This is a genomic window from Streptomyces sp. A01 (assembly GCF_059026195.1).
This window is the reverse complement of sequence record NZ_JBWLKN010000002.1, coordinates 1-22,515: the sequence shown is the minus strand read 5'-3', so window position 1 is coordinate 22,515 and position 22,515 is coordinate 1. Positions and strand designations below refer to the sequence as shown.

Genomic DNA, 22,515 nt, shown 5'->3' with positions numbered 1-22,515 from the left:
TGGTCGTCGACGCGCCGCCGTACACGGGAGTCACCCGGGTGAGGCAGGCGCACTGACCAGGAGACTTTCGCCGGTCCCGTCGATACGGACCCGGCGAGCGAGACGACAGCTCCCGTGCGGCGCCCGCGCCCCGGATGGCGGAACCGCGCACATGAAGCGGGACCGCGACCGGAAACAGGCGCGGCGCCCGGGAGCGTGACGGGAGAACTGCCCGCATGCTCGAACCAATTGAGCCCAATGAAGCCGTTGATCCGGCCGCGCAGCGCGCCGCCGGAGACCCTGCTGAGAACAGCCCGAGTGGCACTTTGCCGCCGCGCCGACGGCGCCGCGCCGCTTCCCGCCCTGCCGGGCCGCCGGTCGCGAAGGGCGCGCTGAGCAGCGAAGACGCCGTGACGTCGGCGAACCCTGAGGGCCTGTCCGGCGCCGCGGAAGCGCCGCAGGCCGCCCCGGTGAGTGACCGGTCGGCTGGCCGTTCCGCGCCGGTTGCCGCAGCCACCGGTGCCCAGGACAGCCCAGCCGCCGCCGCGCCCGCCGTCACGGACGCCGCCGCCGACGACACCGAAGCCGAGGGGGCGCCGCGCACCCGTGGGCGGCGTCGTGCGACCCGTAAGGCCACCGCCCCGGCCGGTGCTCCGCAGGCGAGCGCCCCGGAAGCCGCCGCGCAGACCGTTCCCGCCAGCGCCGCCCCCGTCGTCGAGTCCGGCGCTGAGGAGGCCGCTGCTCCCGCCGCCGAGGCTGAGGCTGAGAGCGCGCCGCGTGGGCGTACCCGCCGTCGCGCCACACGTAAGGCGACCGCCCCGAGCGTTCCGGAGCCCGTCGCCCTCGATGAGGAAGCGGAAGAGGCGGAGGAAGAAACCGCGGCCGTGGCTGAGCCGATCGTGGCTGAGCCCGAGGCCGCGCCCGCCGCCGAGGAGGCGCCGCGCACCCGCCCGCGTCGTCGTGCGACCCGTAAGGCCACCGCCCCGCAGGCGGAGGCCGCACCCCAGGACGAGGCAGCGAGCACGGCCGCCGTCGCCGACAGTGGCGCCCCGGCCCCGGCTGCGGCCACCGAGCCGGAGAGTGCCCCCAGCGTCGCGGAGAGCGCCCCGGCCGAGGCCGAGGCGGCCCCGCGTGGCCGTACGCGCCGTCGCGCCGTCCGCAAGACGACGTCCGCCGCCGCCGAGGAGGCGCGCGACGAGACCGTGACCGCTGGTGACACCGCTGAGACGGCCGAGGCGCCGGAGGCACCGGTGTCGCGGCGTACCCGTAAGCGGGCGGTCAGCGAGAGCGCCGCGCCGAGCACCGCCGACGCCGTGAGCGAGCGGGCCGAGGCCGCGCCGGAGACCACCGAGACGGCCGAGCCGCAGGCGGCGCCGCGTGGGCGGCGCCGGGCTGTGCGGCCGCCGACCGCCGTGTTCCAGGCACCGGTGTTCGCCGAGCCGATGTTCCAGACACCGGAGACGGCAGCGGCGGCAGCCGCGGCCGCCGGGCGTGCCGAGGACGAGCTGGACGAGGACGAGGACGTCCCGTCCGCCCCGGAGACCGCCGAGCGTGCTGAGCGCACCGAGCGTGCCGACCGCGCCGAGCGTGGCACCGGCGGCCGTCGTCGGCGGCGCCGCCGGGGCGAGCCGGCCGACGAGAGCGAGCAGGCGGCGGAGAGCGGCAGGACCGCCGAGCCGCGCGGGGACGAGGCGCCGGAGCGCGCCGCGGAGGTACCGGTCGAGGCCGGTCCGGAAGCCGACACCGACGACACCGAGGCGGGGGACGACGAGTCGGGCGACCGCCCGTCGCGGCGCCGCCGCCGGGGTGGCCGTCGCCGCCGCCGGGGTGAAGCGCTGGACGCCGAGAACGGCGACGAGCAGTCCGAGGGCGAGCAGGCCGAGTCCGAGGACGAGACGTCCGGCTCCGCCGAGGACGTGGACGAGGAGCAGTCCGAGGAAGACGACGCGGCCGGTGGCTCCGCCAGCAGCCGGCGCCGCCGTCGCCGGCGCCGTCGTAGCGGTGACGGCTCCGAGGCCGCGGCCGAGGGCGACGACCCGGAGCGTACGGTCGTCAAGATCCGTGAGCCGAGGGAGCGGCGCCAGAAGGACACCGAGCCGTCCGACGAGGTGCAGTCCATCAAGGGCTCGACCCGTCTTGAGGCGAAGAAGCAGCGCCGCCGTGAGGGCCGCGAGCAGGGCCGCCGCCGGGTGCCGATCATCACCGAGGCCGAGTTCCTGGCGCGCCGTGAGGCCGTCGAGCGCGTGATGGTGGTGCGGCAGAGCGGTGAGCGCACCCAGATCGGTGTGCTGGAGGACAACGTCCTTGTCGAGCACTTCGTCAACAAGGAGCAGGCCACCAGCTACGTCGGCAACGTCTACCTGGGCAAGGTCCAGAACGTGCTGCCGTCGATGGAGGCCGCCTTCGTCGACATCGGCAAGGGCCGCAACGCGGTGCTGTACGCCGGTGAGGTCAACTTCGAGGCGCTCGGCATGGGCCACGGCCCGCGCCGGATCGAGACGGCCCTGAAGTCGGGGCAGTCCGTCCTGGTGCAGGTCACGAAGGACCCGATCGGCCACAAGGGCGCCCGGCTCACCAGCCAGGTCTCGCTGCCCGGGCGCTACCTCGTGTACGTGCCCGAGGGCTCGATGACCGGCATCAGCCGCAAGCTCCCCGACACCGAGCGGGCCCGGCTCAAGCAGATCCTCAAGAAGATCGTCCCCGAGGACGCGGGCGTCATCGTCCGTACGGCCGCCGAGGGCGCGAGCGAGGACGAGCTGGCGCGCGACGTCACCCGGCTGCAGGCGCAGTGGGAAGAGATCCAGCAGAAGGCGAAGGGCGGCAGCAGCTCGCACGCGCCGACGCTGCTGTACGGCGAGCCGGACATGACCGTCCGCGTGGTGCGCGACATCTTCAACGAGGACTTCTCGAAGGTCATCGTCAGCGGTGACGGCGCGTGGGAGACCATCCACGGATACGTCGCGCACGTCGCCCCCGACCTCGCCGACCGGCTGCAGAAGTGGACGTCGGACGTCGACGTCTTCGCCACGTACCGGATCGACGAGCAGCTGATGAAGGCGCTCGACCGCAAGGTCTGGCTGCCCAGCGGCGGCTCGCTGGTGATCGACAGGACCGAGGCGATGGTCGTCGTCGACGTCAACACCGGCAAGTTCACCGGCCAGGGCGGCAACCTGGAGGAGACGGTCACCAGGAACAACCTGGAGGCGGCCGAGGAGATCGTGCGCCAGCTGCGGCTGCGCGACCTCGGCGGCATCATCGTGATCGACTTCATCGACATGGTGCTGGAGTCCAACAGGGACCTGGTGCTGCGTCGGCTGCTTGAGTGTCTCGGCCGGGACCGGACGAAGCACCAGGTCGCCGAGGTCACCTCGCTCGGCCTCGTGCAGATGACCCGTAAGCGGGTCGGCCAGGGCCTGCTGGAGTCGTTCTCCGAGGGCTGTGTGCACTGCAACGGGCGCGGCGTCATCGTCCACATGGACCAGCCGTCCTCGATCGGCGGCGGTGGCGGCGGCAAGCGCGGCAAGAAGAAGAAGGCCGGTGCCGATCAGCAGCTGGCCGACGGTGCCGTCGAGCACGAGCGGGCGGCCGAGCCGTCCGACGAGGAGCCCGAGCTGGAGCCCGCCGCGGTCACCGAGGCGGAGCTGCAGCCGACGGTCGGAGCGGACGAGGAGTGGTACGGCAGCGCCGCTGAGGCGCAGGCCGCCGCCGGTCCTTCGCGCGGTGCGGACTCGCGCCGTGGCCGCCGCCGGGCGAGCCGCAAGGCGTCCGCCCCGGCGGGTTCGCCCAAGACCGCCGAGGAGGCCGTGAGCACCGTGGTCGCCCCGGCGGAGGTGCCCGCCCAGGCGGAGCCCGTGCGGGAGCCCGTAGCGGCCCCTGAGCCGGTGGCGCAGGCCCCGGCCGAGCCGGTCGCCCCGGCGGAAGCGGTGGAAGCCGCCGCTCCGGCTGAGGCGGTGGAGCCCGTGGTGAGCGCACCGCGTGCCCGGCGCCGGGTGACGCGTAAGGCGACGGCCCCGGCCGGTCCGCCCGCCGAGTCGGCTGAGGCGGCCGTGGTGGTCGTCAGCTCGTCGACCGCGCAGCAGCCGAAGGGCGAGCCCGAGCCGCGGCAGGCGGCCGAAGCCGAGGCGCCGAGCGCGCCGCGGGCCGAGGAGCCGGCGGCGGAGCCCGACCCGGTGGTCGCCGAGGCCGTCGCCGCCGAGGACGAGGCGGAGGTCACGCCTCCGGCCAAGAAGACGGCGAAGAAGGCCGCGAAGAAGGCGACGGGCACGAAGGCCACCGCTGCCAAGACGGCGGCCAAGAAGACGGCGACGAAGGCCGCCGCCAAGAAGACGGCGACCAAGACAGCCGCCAAGAAGGCCACCACGAAGAAGGCGGCGGCCAAGAAGACGACGGCGAAGAAGGCCGCTTCGAAGACGACGACGGCGGCGGCGGAGCAGACGACCGCCACCGTGTCGGCCTCGACGGAGGACTGATTCCCGGTCCGTAGCACGACGGTGTCCGTCCCGCAGTGACCGACCGCGCCCCTGGCTCGCATGAGCCCGGGGCGCGGTCGGTGCGTGGCGGTCGGTGCGCAGCCGGTGTGGGCCGTCCGCCTTCTGGGCGGGGCCGTGGGCCGCTGCGGACGGCCTGAGCGCCCGGGGAGCCCGGTGCGGACCTGGCAGGCTCAGGCGGGCTCGTACGGGCGCGGGGCGGGGCGGGCGCCGGGGGCCGGTTTGACCCTCCGGTCGCGGCGCCGTAATCTTGACCGTCGGCGTCTGTACGCCAACCCCCTGAGCAAATACCTCCCGGTTTCGCCGGGAGAGGCCGCTCGTCCATTCGGATTTTCACAGGCTCCGGCCTGTGTGAGCGGCTGGCATCAGAGGTCCCGTTTCCTAGCGAGAGAGCGAGAACCGCGTGTACGCAATCGTGCGTAGCGGCGGCCGCCAGCACAAAGTTGCTGTTGGTGACGTCCTTGAGGTTGACAAGATTTCCACCGGCAAGGTGGGCGACGCGGTCGAGCTCTCGACGCTGCTCGTCGTCGACGGCGATGCCGTGACCAGCGACCCGTGGGTGCTGGCCGGTATCAAGGTCCAGGCTGAGATCGTGGACCACCACAAGGGTGCGAAGATCGACATCCTGAAGTACAAGAACAAGACTGGTTACCGCAAGCGGATCGGTCACCGCCAGCAGTACACGGCGATCAAGGTCACCGGCATCCCGACGGCTGCGAAGTAAGGGACTGAGAACAGATGGCACATAAGAAGGGCGCATCGTCCACCCGGAACGGTCGCGACTCCAATGCTCAGCGGCTCGGCGTGAAGCGCTTCGGCGGTCAGCTCGTCAACGCCGGTGAAATCCTGGTCCGCCAGCGCGGCACCCACTTCCACCCGGGCTCGGGCGTCGGTCGCGGTGGCGACGACACCCTGTTCGCGCTGGGCGCCGGTGCGGTGCAGTTCGGCACCCACCGTGGCCGCAAGGTCGTGAACATCGTCCCGGTCGCCGAGTAATCTCGCGCCGGACGATCCACAGCACCTCTCCGAGGGCGGACCGCTCTTTCCCGGTGAACGGGGAAGCGGGTCCGCCCTCGGTTTGTTGTCAATGTTTGCGGCGTTCGCGGCGAGAGCGGCAGCGCAGCGACAGATTCATACTTTTGCCCCGCGCACGGCGGGGAGATTCATCCTGGAGGCACCGTCATGACCACCTTCGTGGACCGCGTCGAACTGCACGTCGCCGCGGGTAGCGGAGGCCACGGCTGCGCCTCCGTCCATCGTGAGAAGTTCAAGCCGCTCGGTGGCCCGGACGGCGGCAACGGCGGCCGGGGCGGCGATGTGACCCTCGTCGTCGACCAGTCGGTCACCACCCTGCTCGACTACCACCACTCGCCGCACCGCAAGGCCACCAACGGCAAGCCGGGCGAGGGCGCCAACCGCTCCGGCAAGGACGGCGGCGACCTGGTCCTGCCGGTCCCGGACGGCACCGTCGTGCTCGACAAGAACGGCGAGGTGCTGGCTGACCTCGTGGGCCATGGCACCACGTATGTGGCGGCCCAGGGCGGCCGCGGCGGCCTCGGCAACGCGGCGCTCGCCTCCGCCCGCCGCAAGGCTCCCGGCTTCGCGCTGCTCGGCGAGCCCGGCCACGCCGGTGACGTCGTCCTTGAGCTGAAGACCGTCGCCGACGTGGCGCTCGTCGGCTACCCGAGCGCGGGCAAGTCCTCGCTCATCTCCGTCCTGTCCGCCGCCAAGCCGAAGATCGCAGACTACCCGTTCACGACGCTGGTGCCGAACCTGGGCGTGGTGACGGCCGGCTCGACCGTCTACACCATCGCGGACGTGCCCGGCCTGATCCCCGGCGCCAGCCAGGGCAAGGGGCTCGGCCTGGAGTTCCTGCGGCACGTCGAGCGCTGCTCGGTGCTCGTGCATGTGCTGGACACCGCGACGCTGGAGTCCGAGCGTGACCCGCTGAGCGACCTGGACACCATCGAGGCGGAGCTGGCCGAGTACGGCGGTCTGGGAGACCGGCCCCGGCTCATCGTCCTCAACAAGATCGACATCCCGGACGGCAAGGACCTCGCCGACATCATCCGCCCCGACCTGGAGGCCCGCGGCTACCAGGTCTACGAGGCGTCCGCGGTCTCCCGCGCGGGGCTGAAGGAGCTGTCCTTCGCGCTCGCGGGCATCGTCGCCGAGGCGCGTGCGGCCAAGCCGAAGCAGGAGGCGACGCGGATCGTCATCAGGCCGAAGGCCGTGGACGACACCGGGTTCACCGTCACCGTCGAGGAAGAGGGCCTGTACCGGGTGCGGGGCGAGAAGCCCGAGCGCTGGGTGAACCAGACCGACTTCAGCAACGACGAGGCCGTGGGCTACCTCGCCGACCGGCTCAGCCGGCTCGGCGTCGAGGAGGCCCTCCTCAAGGCGGGTGCCAGGGCCGGAGTCGGCGTCGCGATCGGCGCCGAGGACGACGCGGTCGTCTTCGACTGGGAGCCGGCGATGGCCGCCGGTGCGGAGATGCTGGGCCGTCGTGGCGAGGACCACCGCCTCGAAGAGCCCCGGCCCGCCACCCAGCGCCGCCGTGACCGCGACGCGGCCCGGGACGACGCGGATGAGGCGTACGAGGAGTTCAAGCCCTTCTAGCCCACTGCGCCGGCGCGCGGCCCGGCGCGGGCCCTGCCTGTGTGCCGGGCGCCCGCAGGGCGCGTGACGGCCGGACGGCCCCCTGGAAGCGATGTGCTTCCGGGGGGCCGTCGCGTTGGGTGTGGGGTACGGGGCGATGCTGGGGCGGTGGTGCTCGCTCGGGCGGTCGGACGGTCACGCTGGTCGCACGGTGGCGTTCACCGCGATGCCGTCGCCTTGGACGCCTTGGACGCCTTGGACGCCTTGGACGCCTTGGACACCCGGGATGCCTTGGACGTCTCGGAAGCGGCGCGCGGCGCGCGGCCCGGCGCGGGCCCGCTGCCTGCCCGCTACCGCCCGCCGGGTGCCCGCGCGGTCCGCCCGAACGCCGATCGGCCCCCTGGAAGCGATGTGCTTCCGGGGGGCCGATGCGTTCGGTGCGGCCTGCGGGCCGTGCCGAGGCAGTCGTGTCACTCGCCTGGTCAGGCGGTCGCCTCGGTCAGACGGCCGCGTTCGCCTCGGACGCGTCTGAGGCGTCGGCCTCCATCTCCATCTCCTCGGCGGCGTCGGTGGCCTCTCGCTGGCCGGGGAACTCGTCGGAGGAACGGGCCTCCATCCGTGCCTGCCGCTCCTCCGCCTTGGCGGCCAGCGCCAGCGCCGCCTGGTTGAAGCGCACGAGCGACGGCGGGTCGGACGGACCGAGCAGGTGCACCTTGAGCCGGGCGCGGTCCGCGGCGTGCGGGTCCCGCTCGGGGTGCCGGACGGTGTCCAGCAGGGCCGGGACACCCTCCGCGTCGGGGGAGAGGATCGCCGCCGCGCTCACCGTCGGGAACCCGGCCCTGAACTCCGGCTCGGACAGCCCGCTGGTGTTCGCCACCGCGTACGGCTTCTCGCTGCTCAGGTAGTCGGACACGACGCTGGACACATCGCTGATCAGCAGGTCGGAGTGGTTGAAGCAGGAGAAGATCGCCGGGCGGGGCCCGGTGATGATCTGGTGCTCCCACTCCGGCAGCGACGACCAGAACGCGGACTCCCAGGCGGCGATGGCCGCCGCGACGGCCGCCGCGCGGTCGCTCGCGGGGGCGCCCTGGAGCAGCATCCGCTCGATCTCGTCGGTGTTGCGCCGGAAGGCGGTCGTGGTGACCTTTTCCAGCTCCTCGGTGCGCCGCGCGAGCTCCGCCATGGCTTCGGGGCCCGGGCGCTCGCCACCGCGCCGCGCGCTGGCCTCGGCGATCATGTTCTGGATGCGCTGGTTGGCCACGCCCGCACGGGGGTCCACCGAGCCGGTCATGGGGTGCGGCTTGTACAGCAGCCGCACGCCGGGGTCGGCGAGGAGCTCGCGGACGATGTTCTCGCCCGCCAGGATGACCGAGGTGTTGCCCGGGTTGCCGTCCCAGCCCTCCCAGGTGGGGGCGTACAGCACGTTCGTGTACGGGCCGGTCGGGGCGCCGGTGTACGGGGCGATCGGCGCGAGCTGCGGGCGGCCGACCTCGACGACGTCCTTGTCGTCGACGCCGATGTCGGCGAGCTGGTAGCGCTCGCGCGCGGCCGGTCCCGCCACCCACACCTCGTCGTACGCCTTCGCGTACGGGTTGCAGCTGGAGAGCTTGTCGCTCTCGCCGTGGTTGGTGAAGGCGTGCTTGATCGAGGGGATGCGCAGGATCTGCGAGGTCTTGCCGGAGTTCGCCGGGTGCAGGAGCACCTTGAGCGCCGAGTGCTCCAGCCGCATCAGGTGCGCGACCTTCGGGATGCACACGATCGGGATGTCGGTGGCGTCGATCTTCTGCACCATGAAGCGCTCACGGAGCACGATGACCGGGTTGCCGTCGAGCGCGTCGAGCGTGGAGAGCCACATGTTCGCCTGGTACGCGGAGGACGTGCCGCCGGAGAAGTACATGCCGACCGTGGGCTGGTAGCCGGCGAGCCAGCGGTCCAGCCACGCCAGGGCCTGCTGCTCGTTGGCCACCCGCTTGGCGGGCAGCAGCCAGGAGCCGAGCCACACGGTCCCACCGAGGGACAGGGCGACCGCGATGCCGAGACCGATGCCGCCCCAGAGGGCGTCCTCGGTCGCCGCGGTGATCAGCAGACCCGCGGTGGCGGGTGCGGCGAAGCGCAGCAGCCGCCGGGCGGGCTGGCGGGCCAGCAGGCGCGGCGGGGCCTCGGTCAGCCGCAGTGCGGAGGCGTCGATGTTCCGGGTGACGAACGGCAGCGAACGCCGCCGCTTGACCAGCACCGCCACCGCCTGGCAGAGGAAGTGCAGGATGTAGAAGAGGAGCAGGCCGACGGTCAGCGGCGCCTGCTCGTGCAGCGGGTTGATGCCGTCAATGCGCAGCAGACCGACCACGATCAGCATGTCGCGGAACAGCTGGCGAACCGTGACATCGAAACGGATCTTGCCCAGCAGGGACAGCAGACCTGGCTGTTTGTGCTGGAGATAGAGGTCGAGTGCGAGACCCGCCGCCGACGCGGTGATCAGGAGTGGCACATTGGGCAGCAGGGCGCCGACAAGCTGAGTGGTGAAGAACACCATCATCGCGAGTAGTGCCGCCAGCTGTACGACTCGGCGGGGGGCGATTCCGGCAGAGGGCACGGGGTGGGCTCCTGGCAGGAGAGCGACGGAAAAGGAGAGGGCTGGCCATGCGTGTCGGCCATCCGTTCCCTACGCGGTCACCTGGGTGACAGCGTGTGGATACGGGTCGACCACCGACCGTATGCCGAGGCCAGGCCCGGTGACAATCTGCCGCGGCGCCAATCGCCGCGAATCGGGGTCAAACGATTACAGCCTTTACGGTAAGCCGTCGTCGCCCGGCGGGCGAACGGGCGCTGGGCCGCCGCCGGGGAGGGCCCGGGAGGCGGCGTCAAGGCCGCTGCGTGCCGTAGGGCGGGCGTCGGCGCGTGCCTGCCGACCCCCGCACACCTGTCCGCTGGGGTCCACGCGCGTACGCGGGCGCCCGTGCCGCCGCGTCCACGGGGCGAACGCGCGGGCGATCGCACGCACGGCTGTCGTACATTGCCCAGTGCGCACGAGCACGCACCCGTACGGGCGCGCGTGAGCATCCATGGGTGATGGCGACGAGGTACGAAGTTGGGAACGGCCGTGACAGGGCAGGACGCGTCGGCGGAGCGGGATGCGGAACGAAGCGCACGACGGGCGACCGCGCGGCCGGTCGCGACGGACGCCCCCGCGCGGGGAGCCGGGCCGCGGGAAGCCGCCGGGCCTGAGGGCGCCAGGCACGAGGTGACAGCGGCCCGCAGGGTCGTGGTGAAGGTCGGCTCGTCCTCGCTGACCACGGCGGCGGGCGGCCTGGACGCCGACCGGGTGGACGCGCTCGTCGACGTGCTCGCCAAGGCGCACGGCGACAGCCGGGAGATCGTCCTCGTCTCCTCCGGTGCCATCGCCGCCGGGCTCGCGCCCCTCGGCCTCGCCAAGCGCCCCAGGGACCTCGCCAGGCAGCAGGCGGCGGCGAGCGTGGGCCAGGGGCTGCTGGTCGCCCGCTACACCGCCTCCTTCGCGCGCTACGGGCGCCGGGTCGGCCAGGTGCTGCTCACCACCGACGACACCAGCCGCCGCGCCCACTACCGCAACGCGTACCGCACGCTGGACCAGCTCCTGTCCATGGGCGCCGTACCGGTCGTCAACGAGAACGACACCGTCGCCACCGACGAGATCCGGTTCGGCGACAACGACCGGCTCGCCGCGCTCGTCGCCCACCTCGTACGCGCCGACCTGCTGGTGCTGCTCTCCGACGTGGACGGCCTGTACGACGGCGACCCCAGGACACCGGGCACCTCCCGGATCACCGAGGTCGCCGGGCCCGCCGACCTCGACGGCGTGACGATCGGCAGCGCGGGCCGGGCCGGAGTCGGCACCGGCGGCATGGTCACCAAGGTGGAGGCGGCCAGGATCGCCGCCGCCGCGGGCATCCCCGTCGTGCTCACCTCCGCCAGCCAGGCGGCCGACGCTCTCCTCGGCCGCCCCACGGGCACCTACTTCCACCGCACGGGCCGCCGCTCCGCCGACCGGCTGCTGTGGCTCGCGCACGCCTCAGCGCCGCGCGGCGCCCTCATCCTGGACGACGGCGCCGTGCGGGCCGTCGTCGAGCGGCGCACGTCGCTGCTCCCGGCGGGCATCTCGCAGGTCGTGGGCGATTTCATCGCGGGCGACCCCGTCGAGCTGCGCGACAGCGCGGGACGGCCGGTCGCCCGCGGGCTGGTCAACTTCGACGCGAAGGAGGTGCCCCAGCTGATCGGCCGGTCAACCAGGGACCTCGCACGCGAACTCGGCCCCGCGTACGAGCGTGAGGTCGTGCACCGCGATGACCTGGTCGTGCTGCACCCCTGACGGGCGTCACCCAAGTGTCAGCAGGGTGAGGGAAAACGCGCGAACTCCCACCTTTCCAAGGAGACCTTCCTGAAAACCGCCACACGGGTGGCTTCGGGCTGGTCAACTTTGTTGCACGGCGCCGCACGGGGAGCGGTTGCCGGAGCGAGAGAGCAGTACACAGCTCCGCCCGAGGGTGAGCGGAGCGGCGATCAACAGGAGGCCGCCGGTGACACGAGGGCGCCCAGGGCCGCAGCCTCGCAATGGGGGTGCGCCCACCCACACCCGTAGGACTGTCGGCGAGGAACGCGCGCTGACCAGCGTCGGAGCGAGCAGCCAGAGCGGGAGCCTGGCGGAGACCGGTTCCATGGCGCCGGAGGCGGCGGGCCAGGAAGAGGAAGGTTCCCGGCTGTGGCACATCACGCTCAGCGTCTCGGGGGCCGAGGCGCCGCTGAAGGAGGTCAGACGAGCGCTTGAGCAGCTCGCTCACGACCATCCGTTCCTGCTGACCAGCCGCTACGCCAACGACCACGCCGAGATCCGCTACTGGGAAGAGGCCCGGGACCTGCACGACGCGGCGGCGGTCGCGCTGCGGCTGTGGGGCGAGCACCGCTCGACGGCGAAGCTCCCGCCGTGGGAGATCGTCGGGCTTGAGGTCATCGACCGGGAGACGTACCACCAGCGCGTGGCGGAGGGCTACGGCCCGGCCCCGGCGACCCCGGTCGGCGTCCACCCGTATTAGGGGGCTGTCAGCCTTCGCGCAGGGGAGGGACGTGCCCCGTCAGGGACGCGGGGAACGCGCGCGACCAGCCACGACGCACCCGCGGTCCGTGAACCACGGACATACGCACGGGCATACGCACGGACAGGGCCTCCAGCACGACGCGTCGGCCACGGCTCAGGCCGCGCCCCCGACCGCCACGGAGCCGCGCCCCCGCCGCCGTGGCGTGGCGTCGCTCACAGGGAAGCGGTGGCGTGCCGCACGCCGGGCCGGGCGTGCTCCGCGCCACGCTGGGACGCCGCACGGCGGGGGAGCGCCCAGGAACGTCCCAGGAAGCGTCCCGGGGAGTGAAACACCCGCTGGCCGGGCGGCGTCGCCCGGCTAGGCTGCGCGCCATGAGCAGCAGCGAATCCGCCCCCTCGCCCGTCATCCAGTCAGCCCGCCGCGCGCGGGAAGCCGCCGCTGAGCTGGCTCCGCTGCCACGCGCGGCGAAGGACGCCGCTCTGCTCGCCATCGCCGACGCGCTGGAGGCCAGGACGGCGGAGATCGTCGAGGCCAACGCCGAGGACGTCGAGCGGGCGCGGGCGGCCGGCACCAGCGAGTCGATCATCGACCGGCTCACACTCACCGAGGAGCGGGTACGGGCCATCGCCTCCGACGTGCGGGACGTGGTCGGGCTGCCCGACCCCGTCGGCGAGGTCGTCCGCGGCTCCACGCTGCCCAACGGCATCGACCTGCGCCAGGTCCGGGTGCCGCTCGGGGTCGTCGGGATCATCTACGAGGCCCGCCCGAACGTGACCGTGGACGCCGCCGCGCTGTGCCTGAAGTCGGGCAACGCGGTGCTGCTGCGCGGCTCTTCCTCCGCGTACTCCTCCAACACCGCGCTGGTGCGGGTGGTCCGCGACGCCGTCGGTGGTGCCGGACTGCCGGTGGACGCCGTGCAGTTGGTGCCGGGCGAGAGCCGCGAGTCCGTGCGCGAGTTGATGCGCGCCCGCGGTCTGGTCGACGTGCTGATCCCGCGCGGCGGAGCGTCGCTGATCCGTACGGTCGTCGAGGAGTCCACCGTGCCCGTGATCGAGACCGGCACCGGCAACTGCCATGTGTACGTGGACGCGCGGGCCGACCTGGACATGGCGGTGGAGATCCTGGTCAACTCCAAGGCGCAGCGGCCGAGCGTCTGCAACGCGGCCGAGACGCTGCTGGTGCACCAGGACATCGCCGAGGCGTTCCTGCCTAAGGCGCTCGCCGCGCTCGCCGAGTCCGGGGTGACGGTGCACGGTGACGAGGCGGTGCTCGCGGGCGCTGAGCGCGCCGGGTCCAAGACGGCTGTGGTCGCCGTGACCGACGAGGACTGGGCGGCGGAGTACCTGTCGTACGACATCGCCGCCGGGGTCGTGGACTCCCTTGAGGGAGCGGTGGCGCACATCCGCCGCTGGTCCTCCGGGCACACCGAGGCGATCGTCACCACCTCGCAGGCCGCCGCCCGCCGGTTCACCCAGTTGGTGGACTCGACCACGGTCGCTGTGAACGCCTCGACGCGCTTCACGGACGGCAGCCAGTTCGGGTTCGGTGCCGAGATCGGCATTTCCACGCAGAAACTGCACGCCAGGGGCCCGATGGGGCTGCCAGAGCTGACGTCGACGAAGTACATCGTGACGGGCGACGGACACGTCAGGTAGCCGCGTGATGTCCGAGGGGCACGTGGCCGGTGAGCTGGGGCGAGGCGGCCGGTGGAGGCCGTCGGCGGGCCGTCGGCCGCCGGGGCGGGGCAGGTTTCCGGCGCCGGAGCGGGCCGCCGCCCGCCGCGTACCGGCCCGTATGGCGCCGCTGGGGGCCCGGCGGTCCCCGCTGACCCGCGCCGCCGCCGGTCCGGTGGCGGCGCGGCCCAGCCGGTGGGGGTCCGGCGCCGGGCCCGTCGGTCGCGTGCCCGGGAATCTCCTCACGCCCTGCCCAAAACGAACGCTCAGGGCTAACCTGGACGGGTGCCGGACGACGTGGGGGGCAGGCCGTTCCTTGACGGCGACGAGCCCGACGACCACCGCCGCGGGGCAGCGGACGAAGAGTTCGCCTCCGTGGTCTTCGACGAGGACTTCGTGCGGTCCGCCGAGGTCCATGAGCCAACCGCCGTCGAGCGGATGCTGGCGGCGGCGCAGGCGCGCGCCGATGCCGAGGCCGCTCGGGCCAGATCGCGCGGCGGCCCGACCGAGGACGACCTCTACGACGACGGGTACGGGCCTGACGGTGAGTTCGGCTACGACCCGGACGAAGCGGGGGGCAGTGCCCGGTACGGCCGCGTCGGCGACGACGACGACCCTGACGACGTGTTCGGCCCGTATGGCAGATACGGCCAGGCGGGACGCCCCTACCGGGGCCATACGCACTGGCAGCGGCCCGTGGCGTGGGTGCTCGCCGTGCTCATGGGCATCGGCGTGGTGGCCCTGGCCTTCACCGCTGTGTACCGGGGGGCTTCCGGTGACCGGGAGGAGCCCAGCCCGCCGCCCGCGAGCAGCGGTGTGGACGGCGCGCCCGGCAGCCGGCCGAGCCCGCTGCCTTCCGTCTCGGCCGACTCCCCGGTGCCCACCGCGTCCGCTGTGCCCCGGTCTCCGTGACCGCGTGAGCTTTCGTCTGAACTTGTCGAGCCCTGAGGACGTTTATGTTCGTCCCTACCGACCTACTCTGGTGATATGACCGGGCCTGGAGATCCTCCCGAGGGTGCACCCGAAAGCATCCCGGGAGGCGGCGACGACGAGTACCGCTCCCTGGTGTTCGATGAGCAGTTCATCCGTGCTGCCCGGTTGCAGGAGTTCTCCGCGCAGGAGCGGATCGTCGAACACGCCCCGGCGGTGCGCAGCCGGCGTGTGTGGAAGCGGACGGCCGGGTCCTCCCGGCAGGCGGTCATCCTCGTCCTGCTGATCGCCATCGCCTTCACCGCCGCCGTCTACATGGGCGTACAACACCCGTACCAAAAGCCCCAGGCCACCCCCGCCGAACCGCTGCGCAGCGCCGTCGTGCCGCTGACCCCGCGCGGTGAGGTGCCGGGCGGACCGGCGAAGGAGCTGTACGAACGCAGCCCGGCGAAGAAGTTCCGGATCGGCGCGGAAGGCATCACGCTGCCCAGGGCCAAGGGCACGGCGCACTTCTCCGAGGGACAGGTCGCCAAGGCGCTCACCACCACCAAGGAGTTCCTGGTCAACTCCGCGCTCGACCCGGCGACGCTCGCCGGGGGCGAGGCGCGTGCCGTACGGCTGCTGATCGACCCCGACCAGATCGGCCAGTTCGACGAGAGCCTCGCGCACCCGGTCGACGACGGGCGGCATGCCGCGACCGGCTGGGTGATGCGCTTCGACCCCAGGCGGGTCTCCCTGGCCAAGGAGCCGGTGCGGGTGCACGGGCGGATCACGGTGAGCGAGGTGGGCTCGACCGCCCTTGAGGTCATCGCCGACCACACCTACGTCTATGCCGTACGGCCCGCGGCCAAGGGTGCCGCGCGAGCCGAAGCGGAGAAGGGTGCCAAGGGCACCCCGGGCGCCCAGGGGTCCGAGGCGCCCGCCAAGGACTCCCAGGGCGCCGACGACGGCGCTACGACCCCCGGGAGCGGCGCCGCGCCCCCCGGCGCCGACAGCCGCGACCAGGTGGCTCCGGTGACCGTGCCGGGCACGGGCCCGCACTCGCTGTTCACCGTGCGGCGCGAAGCACGCTTCCGCTTCGACCGCGACGATCTGCGCGACCACCACGTCGAGGTCGTCGAGAGTGCGCTCCAGGCGGGGCCGCAGGCATGCGCGCCGGACTCCGCCGCCTACCTGCGGCCGCTGTTCGCCGGGCAGAGCGCGCCGTCGGACACCTCGGCCGGTACGAACCCGTACACGACCGGGCGCCCGACGGACTCACTCTGCGGCGTCCTCGCGCCTAATGCGCAGCCGTCCCCCCGGGGCCACCACTAGCGCCGCCGCCGGGCCCTTCACCGGGCCCCTCGCCCGGGCCGTCGCCGGGCGGCGTCCCGTCGGCGGGCCCGTCGCCGCCATCGCCGCCACTGCCACCGTTGCCGCCGCTGTTGCCACTGCCGTTGCCGCCGCCGTTGGCGCCCGTGAACCTGTCGCGCAGCTTGCCGCCGAGGTCCCCGGCGCCGCCCGCGATGTCCCGTACGAGGCCCATCAGCGGGTCCTTGCTGCTGCGGACCGAGCTGGCGTAGTGGCTCGCCGACTCCCTGAAGGAGTCGGAGACGGAGGTGTCCTTGTCCGTGTCGCGGCGCGGGTAGTGGCCATCCATGATCCGCTGGTAGTCGCGGGAGGCCGCCCACTTCTTCAGCTCGGCGGCGCGCACGGTGGCGAACGGATGCGTGCGCGGCAGCACGTTCATGATCTTCAGTACGGAGTCGCGGAGGTCGCCGCCCGCCTCGTACTCGTCGGCCTGCTCAAGGAAGGCGTCCACGTTCATCTCGTGCAGATGGTTGCCGCCCGCCAGCTTCATCAGGCCGCGCATCGACGCCTGGAGGTCCTGACCCGCCAGCAGCCCCGCCCGGTCCGCCGACAGTTCCGACTTGCGGAACCACTCGCGCAGCGCCGTCACGATCGCCATCACCGCCACGTTGCCCAGCGGAATCCAGGCGATCTTCAAGGCGAAGTTGGTGAGGAAGAGCAGTATCGTCCGGTAGACGGCGTGCCCGGACAGGGCGTGGCCCACCTCGTGGCCGATGACCGCCCGCATCTCCTCCTCGTCGAGCAGCTCGACGAGCCCGGTGGTCACCACGATGATCGGCTCGTCCAGGCCGATGCACATCGCGTTGGGCTGCGGGTCCTGGTTGACGTACATCGTCGGGACCTTCTCCAGGTCCAGTACGTAACAGGCGTCCCGCAACATGTCGTTGAGGTGTGCGAACTGCCGGTCGCTCACCCGTACCGAGTCGGACAGGAACAGCAGCCTCAGGCTGCGCTCGGGCAGCAGTCCGCTCAACGCCTTGAAGACGGTGTCGAAGCCGCTCAGCTTCCGCAGCGCCACCAGCGCCGACCGGTCCGCCGGATGTTCGTACGCGCGCGAGGAGATCCCGGGGAATCGCCTCCGCTCGCGGCTCGGCACGTGCTCGTGCCCGTGAGTGTTGCCTTCGCTCATCGTGCCCCCTCGTTGGGCTGCTGTGTCGTTGCCCCTCGTCCCCTTCGGCAGACCCCACCCTAGGTCGTCCGGGTGGCATGGCTACCGTGGAGGAATGCCTCACCTGACTGGTTTGACCGAAGTGCTCGCCGCCTCCCACGGCAACGGCGCCGGGCCGGTACTGCGTACCGTCATCGTCGTCGGCGTCGTGGGCGCGGCCCTGCTCGCCTGGTTCCTGCTGCGCGGTTACAGCCGGCAGGACTGATCCCGTGCCCGCCCACCCCGGCCTCGGTCGCGCGCCCGCTTCCGAGCCCGCAAAAGGCTGGGAACGGCTCATACCCCGCGCCGGGAGCCGGTTCCGGTGACCGCCTCCGAGGCCGCCTCGGTGCCGGTCCCTGGACCGGGCCCTGGACCGGGTCCGGCGCTCGTCGCCGTGCTGGTTCCGGTGCCGCCGGAAGGACCGTTTCCGCGCTGCGGGCCCGGCGGGGGCCCGCATAGATCCGTAGACGTGCGGAGTCGGCGTGAGGTTGCGCGGCGACCCCGCATACGATGTGGCCGAAGTCCTCTGCCCGTCTTCCCCTAGCCTCCGGCGTGGGGACCTCCGGATAGGTCCTGCCGACCATGACCGCATTCAGCACCGCCCACACCAATCTCGTCACACTCGCCTCCAAGGGCGGCGAGCACGACAGCCTCAACCCCTACCTGACCGGTGGTGGCGCGCTGTTCGTCCTGCTGCTCCTGCTGTGGATCACCACCCGCTTCAACCGGGACCGCTGACCTCGGCCCCGGAGCTCGGCCTCGCTTAGTAGGGTCTGCACGCATGGAAGAACAGACAGCGTCCGTGAAGCGGCGACTCGGCGTGATGGGCGGGACCTTCGACCCGATCCACCACGGACACCTGGTCGCCGCCAGCGAGGTGGCCGCGCAGTTCCACCTGGACGAGGTGATGTTCGTGCCGACGGGGCAGCCGTGGCAGAAGAGCCACCGGACCGTCTCCCCGGCCGAAGACCGCTACCTGATGACGGTGATCGCCACCGCGTCCAATCCGCAGTTCTCCGTCAGCCGCATCGACATCGACCGGGGCGGCAAGACCTACACCACCGACACACTGCGGGACCTGCGGGCCGACAACAGTGACGCTGATCTGTTCTTCATCACCGGTGCTGACGCGCTCGCGCAGATTCTGACGTGGCGCAACGCCGAGGAATTGTTTTCCCTCGCGCACTTCATCGGGGTGACCAGGCCAGGGCACATACTGACGGACCCCGGGCTGCCCGAAGGCGGTGTCTCGCTGATCGAGGTTCCGGCGCTGGCGATCTCCTCGACCGACTGCCGGACGCGCGTCGCCCAGGGCGACCCGGTCTGGTATCTGGTCCCGGACGGCGTCGTGCGCTACATCGACAAGCGCGAGCTGTACCGGGACGACGGCTGAAGGGGCACCGGTGAACGACCGACAGGAGCCATCCCCAGAGTTCTGGCCCGGGGACCCGCAGCACGACCCGTACGCCCAGGACTCCGGCGGTCACTACCCGCAGAACCCGGCGTACCAGGGAGATCCGCAGGTCTACGGCTACGACGCGTACGGGCAGCCGGTCTACCAGCCGCAGCCCGGTCAGTCAGGCCAGCCCGGTCAAGCCGGTCAGCCCGGTCAGCCCGGTCAGCCCGGTCAGAACGACGCCTCGCAGGGCATGTCCCAGGGCGGGCAGGGCTACGACCCGTACGGGCAGCAGGCGCAGCAGCCGTACGACACCTATGACGCCTATGGCGGCTACGACCCGTACGCGGCACAGCCGGGCGGCCAGCAGCAGGCGCCGCAGGGCCAGCAGCCTCAGCAGCAACACCAGTCTCAGCAGCAACAGGGAAACTACCCGCCCCAGCAGTACCAGGGGCAGCCGCCACAGCAGCCGCAGCAGTACCAAGCGCAGCAGGGTTTCCCCGCACAGCAGCAGGCCCCGCAGTCGCCACAGGCCCCGGGCGACTACGGCTATGACCCGTACACCCAGCAGCCCTCGCAGGCCCAGCAAGCTCAGCAGACCCAGCAGGCGACATCTCCTCAGGTGCCCCAGCAGGCGCGACAGACTCGGCCTCGCTCTCAGCAGCAGCCCCAGCAGTTTCATCCGCAGCAGGGCGGCCAGGCCGCGCCGGGGGAGTGGCTGCCGCGACAGGCCAGCCAGCCGCGCTACGAGGAGCCGGGCTACCCGGACCAGCGGCAGCGGCCCGACCAGCTGCCCGACCAGCGCCGAGCCGAACCGTCGTACGGGGAGACCCGCCGCGCTGCGGGGCCGTCCGAGGGACGGCCGCCTCGCGAGTCCCGGGAATCCCAGGAGGCGCGGGAACAGGCGGCGGACGAAGAGGAGTACCGCACCGAGCAGTTCTCCTTCATCGAGGAGCCGGACGAAGAGTCCGAAGACGTCATCGACTGGCTGAAGTTCGCCGAGACCCGCTCCGAGCGGCGCGACGAACGCAAGCGCAAGGTGCGCACCCGCGTCATCGTGCTGGTCGTCGTGCTGGCCCTCGCCCTCACCGGCGGCGTCGGCTACCTCTGGTACGCGGAGAAGCTGCCCGGTATGTCCGGCGGCGGGGACAGCGCTTCCGAAGCGAGCGGCCCGCAGCAGCGCCAGGCGATCGTCGTCCATCTGCGCGAGACCAAGGGCGGCGGTAGCTCCACCGCCCTACTCGTGGACAACGAGACCACGAAGAAGGGCAGCACGGTCCTGTTGCCCAACGCGCTCGCGGTCTCCGCCGAGGAGGGCGGCACCACCACCCTCGGCAACGCCGTCGAGGACGAGGGCGCGGGCGGCACCAGGGACTCCCTGACCGCGCTGCTCGGCTCCGAGATCCAGGGGACCTGGCGGCTGGACACCCCGTATCTGGAAAACCTCGTCGAGCTCGTCGGCGGGATCTCCGTCGACACCGACGTCACCGTCCCCGCCGCCAAGAAGGGCGACGACCCGCTGGTCGAGCGCGGCAAGGGGCAGCGGCTCAACGGGCAGGGCGCGGTCGCCTACGCCACCCACCGGGAGCCCGGCGAGGATCAGTCCAAGCAGCTGACGCGCTTCGGCGAGGTGATGCGGGCCGTGCTGGGGAAGATCTCCACCGACGAGGCCAAGGCGACCACCACCGTGGAGACGCTGGCGCAGATCCCCGACCCGTCGCTGACCGAGAAGCAGCTCGGCGCGTCGCTGGCACGGCTGGCGCAGCGGGCGCAGGACGGCGCGTACGACACCGAGCTGCTCCCCGTGCGGCCCGACGGCACGCTGAGTGCCGGGGCCACCGAGAAGGTGGTGAAGGACATCCTCGGCGGATCGGTCAAGAACCCGGACAAGGACGCCACGCCACGGGTGAGCGTCCAGAACGCCACCGGTGACGAACGCAAGGCCAGCACCGCGCAGGTCACCCTGGTCAACGGCGGTTTCACGGTCGTCGGCGGCGGCAACGGCTCGACCCAGGCCGCGACGTCCCGGGTGACCTACGCGGACGCCCAGCAGGCGGAGCAGGCCAAGGAGGTCGCGGCGACGCTCGGCCTTCCGAAGAGCGCCGTACGCGAGGGCAAGGGCGCGGCCAACGCGGACGTCACCGTCGTCCTGGGCCGCGACTTCACCGGCCCGAAGACCTGACCGCCCCGGGTCCCGCCCGCGGCGACCGGCCCGGCCGGTCGCCGCGGGCGGAGCCGGGGCGCGTCGGCCCGGCTGCGACGGCCGACCGGGGGAGCCGGGGGCGGGCAGCGCGGACTTCGTGGCTACGGCGGGCGGGGCGGGGCGGGTCTCGCCTGGCCCCGACGGGGCGGTCCGGCCCGGCGTACTGGCTCAGGAAACGGCTGGCGGAAGTGTGTGTGGGGCGTGAGACCCTTAAGTCATCACGCCCCCAGCCACCGCATGGGGCAGCCATCGACCGGAAAGCCCTGCTTGTGACCGCCACGGACCGCTCCACCGAGCTCATCAAGACCGCCGCTCAGGCGGCCGCAGACAAGCTCGCGCACGACATCATCGCCTACGACGTCAGCGACGTGCTCGCCATCACTGACGCCTTCCTGCTCGCCTCGGCGCCGAACGACCGCCAGGTCAAGTCGATCGTCGACGAGATCGAGGAGCGGCTGAACAAGGAGCTCGACGCCAAGCCGGTGCGCCGCGAGGGCGACCGGGACGCCCGCTGGGTGCTGCTCGACTACGTGGACATCGTGGTCCACGTGCAGCACAGCGAGGAGCGCGTCTTCTACGCCCTTGAGCGGCTGTGGAAGGACTGCCCGCAGCTTGAGCTGCCCGCCGACGCGCTGGCCACCCAGGGCAAGGGCGCGGAGTACGCCAGGGCCAAGGCCGTGGAGGACGAGGGTGACGACCGGCAGGACGGTGAGTTCCACTGAGCGGCACCACGGGCGGCCAGGGCCGCCGCATCGTCCTGTGGCGCCATGGCCAGACAGCCTGGAACCTTGAGCGCCGCTTCCAGGGCTCCACGGACATCGAGCTGACCGAGACCGGCGTCGCCCAGGCCCGCCGCTCCGCCCGGCTGCTGGCCGCGCTGAAGCCGGACGCGATCATCGCCTCCGACCTGAAGCGGGCGTCGGCGACGGCCGGGGAGCTCGCGGCGATCACCGGCCTCGACGTGTCGTACGACGCGGCGCTGCGCGAGACGTACGCGGGCGAGTGGCAGGGGCTCACCCACCAGGTGATCGTCGAACGGTTCGGCGAGCAGTACGCGGCGTGGAAGCGCGGCGAGCCCGTGCGGCGCGGCGGCGGCGAGCTGGAAACCGAGGTCGCCGACCGGGCCGCTCCCGTGGTCCTGGACGCCGCCGAGAAGCTGCCAGAGGACGGCACGCTCGTCGTCGTCAGCCACGGCGGCACCATCCGCACCACCATCGGCCGCCTGCTCGGCCTCGACTCGCGCACCTGGGAGTCGCTGGGCGGCCTGACCAACTGCTGCTGGTCGGTGCTCGGCGAGGGCGCGCGCGGCTGGCGGCTGCTTGAGCACAACGCCGGGACGCTGCCGGAGCCGGTCCTCGGCGACGACGACTGACCGAAGCCGGTCCCACGCTGGTCCCGCCCTGGTCCCCGCCGGTCGTCGCAGCACAGTCGTCCCGTACCGGGTCGGCGCGGCGGAGGCCGTGCCAGACCCGAGAGCGCCCGAGCGGTCGGCCCCCTGTGGGCCGCCGCCGACCGGATTTCGCATCTGGGCTGGTCACCGGTTAAGCTTCTTCTCGTTCCCGGCACGGAAGGGACCGCCACCAGGTGGTTCACCTCCAAGGGGAACAGCGGGGCTATAGCTCAGTTGGTAGAGCGCCTGCATGGCATGCAGGAGGTCAGGAGTTCAATTCTCCTTAGCTCCACGAG

The 22,515-nt window shown here is 72.3% G+C and carries 17 protein-coding genes and 1 tRNA gene; 16 read left to right on the top strand and 2 right to left on the bottom strand.

The genetic code is table 11. From position 1 onward, the window contains the following. The first annotated feature begins 215 nt into the window (after positions 1-215). The 4 genes from AC5P1B_RS02605 (at position 216) to obgE (ending at position 7,085) form a co-directional block, all read left to right on the top strand. A complete protein-coding gene (locus AC5P1B_RS02605) occupies positions 216-4,448 on the top strand; it encodes an Rne/Rng family ribonuclease (RefSeq protein WP_493884513.1) in 4,233 nt (1,410 codons plus the stop codon). A gap of 421 nt (positions 4,449-4,869) precedes the next feature. Then, positions 4,870-5,190 carry a 50S ribosomal protein L21 gene (rplU, locus tag AC5P1B_RS02600; protein ID WP_493884512.1) on the top strand — a complete coding sequence of 107 codons (321 nt, stop codon included), beginning with the start codon at positions 4,870-4,872 and terminating at the stop codon, positions 5,188-5,190. Positions 5,191-5,204: 14 nt separating this feature from the next. Then, entirely contained in the window at positions 5,205-5,462 is a 258-nt protein-coding gene (gene rpmA / locus AC5P1B_RS02595) for a 50S ribosomal protein L27 (RefSeq protein WP_493884511.1), read from the top strand. A 186-nt stretch (positions 5,463-5,648) separates the two neighbouring features. Beyond that, positions 5,649-7,085 (top strand): GTPase ObgE, encoded by a 1,437-nt coding sequence (gene obgE, locus AC5P1B_RS02590; protein WP_493884510.1) that lies wholly within the window; start codon positions 5,649-5,651, stop codon positions 7,083-7,085. 478 nt (positions 7,086-7,563) lie between these two features. Here obgE and AC5P1B_RS02585 read toward each other — a convergent pair whose 3' ends face one another. Beyond that, a complete protein-coding gene (locus tag AC5P1B_RS02585; RefSeq protein WP_493884509.1) occupies positions 7,564-9,654 on the bottom strand; it encodes a hypothetical protein in 2,091 nt (696 codons plus the stop codon). Between the two features lie 648 nt (positions 9,655-10,302). On the opposite strand from AC5P1B_RS02585, the gene proB reads away from it, so the two are divergent. From proB to AC5P1B_RS02560, 5 genes are all read left to right on the top strand, one after another. Continuing rightward, positions 10,303-11,406: a glutamate 5-kinase gene (gene proB, locus AC5P1B_RS02580; protein WP_493884832.1), complete on the top strand. Its 1,104-nt coding sequence runs from the start codon at positions 10,303-10,305 to the stop codon at positions 11,404-11,406. A 208-nt stretch (positions 11,407-11,614) separates the two neighbouring features. After that, positions 11,615-12,127: a DUF8830 family protein gene (locus tag AC5P1B_RS02575; protein ID WP_493884508.1), complete on the top strand. Its 513-nt coding sequence runs from the start codon at positions 11,615-11,617 to the stop codon at positions 12,125-12,127. 374 nt (positions 12,128-12,501) lie between these two features. Further along, a complete protein-coding gene (locus AC5P1B_RS02570) occupies positions 12,502-13,785 on the top strand; it encodes a glutamate-5-semialdehyde dehydrogenase (protein WP_493884507.1) in 1,284 nt (427 codons plus the stop codon). 303 nt (positions 13,786-14,088) lie between these two features. After that, on the top strand, positions 14,089-14,715 hold the full coding sequence (locus AC5P1B_RS02565; RefSeq protein ID WP_493884506.1) for an SCO2584 family spore wall biosynthesis protein: 627 nt from the start codon (positions 14,089-14,091) through the stop codon (positions 14,713-14,715). A gap of 75 nt (positions 14,716-14,790) precedes the next feature. Beyond that, the gene (locus AC5P1B_RS02560; protein WP_493884505.1) at positions 14,791-16,047 is read left to right on the top strand and encodes an SCO2583 family membrane protein; all 1,257 of its coding nucleotides are present in this window, start codon (positions 14,791-14,793) and stop codon (positions 16,045-16,047) included. Here AC5P1B_RS02560 and AC5P1B_RS02555 read toward each other — a convergent pair. Then, positions 16,013-17,212 carry a M48 family metallopeptidase gene (locus tag AC5P1B_RS02555; RefSeq protein WP_493884504.1) on the bottom strand — a complete coding sequence of 400 codons (1,200 nt, stop codon included), beginning with the start codon at positions 17,210-17,212 and terminating at the stop codon, positions 16,013-16,015. The genes AC5P1B_RS02560 and AC5P1B_RS02555 overlap by 35 nt on opposite strands. A gap of 94 nt (positions 17,213-17,306) precedes the next feature. Between AC5P1B_RS02555 and AC5P1B_RS02550 the strand changes: the two genes are divergently transcribed. The 7 genes from AC5P1B_RS02550 to AC5P1B_RS02520 all read left to right on the top strand — a co-directional run bounded on the left by AC5P1B_RS02550 (position 17,307) and on the right by AC5P1B_RS02520 (position 22,511). After that, positions 17,307-17,456 carry a hypothetical protein gene (locus tag AC5P1B_RS02550; RefSeq protein ID WP_493884503.1) on the top strand — a complete coding sequence of 50 codons (150 nt, stop codon included), beginning with the start codon at positions 17,307-17,309 and terminating at the stop codon, positions 17,454-17,456. Positions 17,457-17,812: 356 nt separating this feature from the next. Continuing rightward, on the top strand, positions 17,813-17,968 hold the full coding sequence (locus AC5P1B_RS02545) for a hypothetical protein (RefSeq protein WP_493884502.1): 156 nt from the start codon (positions 17,813-17,815) through the stop codon (positions 17,966-17,968). A 43-nt stretch (positions 17,969-18,011) separates the two neighbouring features. Beyond that, positions 18,012-18,623, top strand: a complete 612-nt coding sequence (gene nadD, locus AC5P1B_RS02540; RefSeq protein WP_493884501.1) for a nicotinate-nucleotide adenylyltransferase — start codon at positions 18,012-18,014, stop codon at positions 18,621-18,623. Between the two features lie 10 nt (positions 18,624-18,633). Further along, on the top strand, positions 18,634-20,808 hold the full coding sequence (locus tag AC5P1B_RS02535) for an LCP family protein (protein ID WP_493884500.1): 2,175 nt from the start codon (positions 18,634-18,636) through the stop codon (positions 20,806-20,808). Positions 20,809-21,098: 290 nt separating this feature from the next. Further along, positions 21,099-21,551 (top strand): ribosome silencing factor, encoded by a 453-nt coding sequence (gene rsfS, locus AC5P1B_RS02530; RefSeq protein ID WP_493884499.1) that lies wholly within the window; start codon positions 21,099-21,101, stop codon positions 21,549-21,551. After that, positions 21,548-22,201: a histidine phosphatase family protein gene (locus AC5P1B_RS02525; protein ID WP_493884831.1), complete on the top strand. Its 654-nt coding sequence runs from the start codon at positions 21,548-21,550 to the stop codon at positions 22,199-22,201. Before rsfS ends, AC5P1B_RS02525 begins: the two co-directional genes overlap by 4 nt. Before the next feature lie 237 nt (positions 22,202-22,438). Then, a tRNA-Ala gene (locus tag AC5P1B_RS02520) sits at positions 22,439-22,511 on the top strand. The last annotated feature ends 4 nt before the right edge of the window (positions 22,512-22,515 follow it).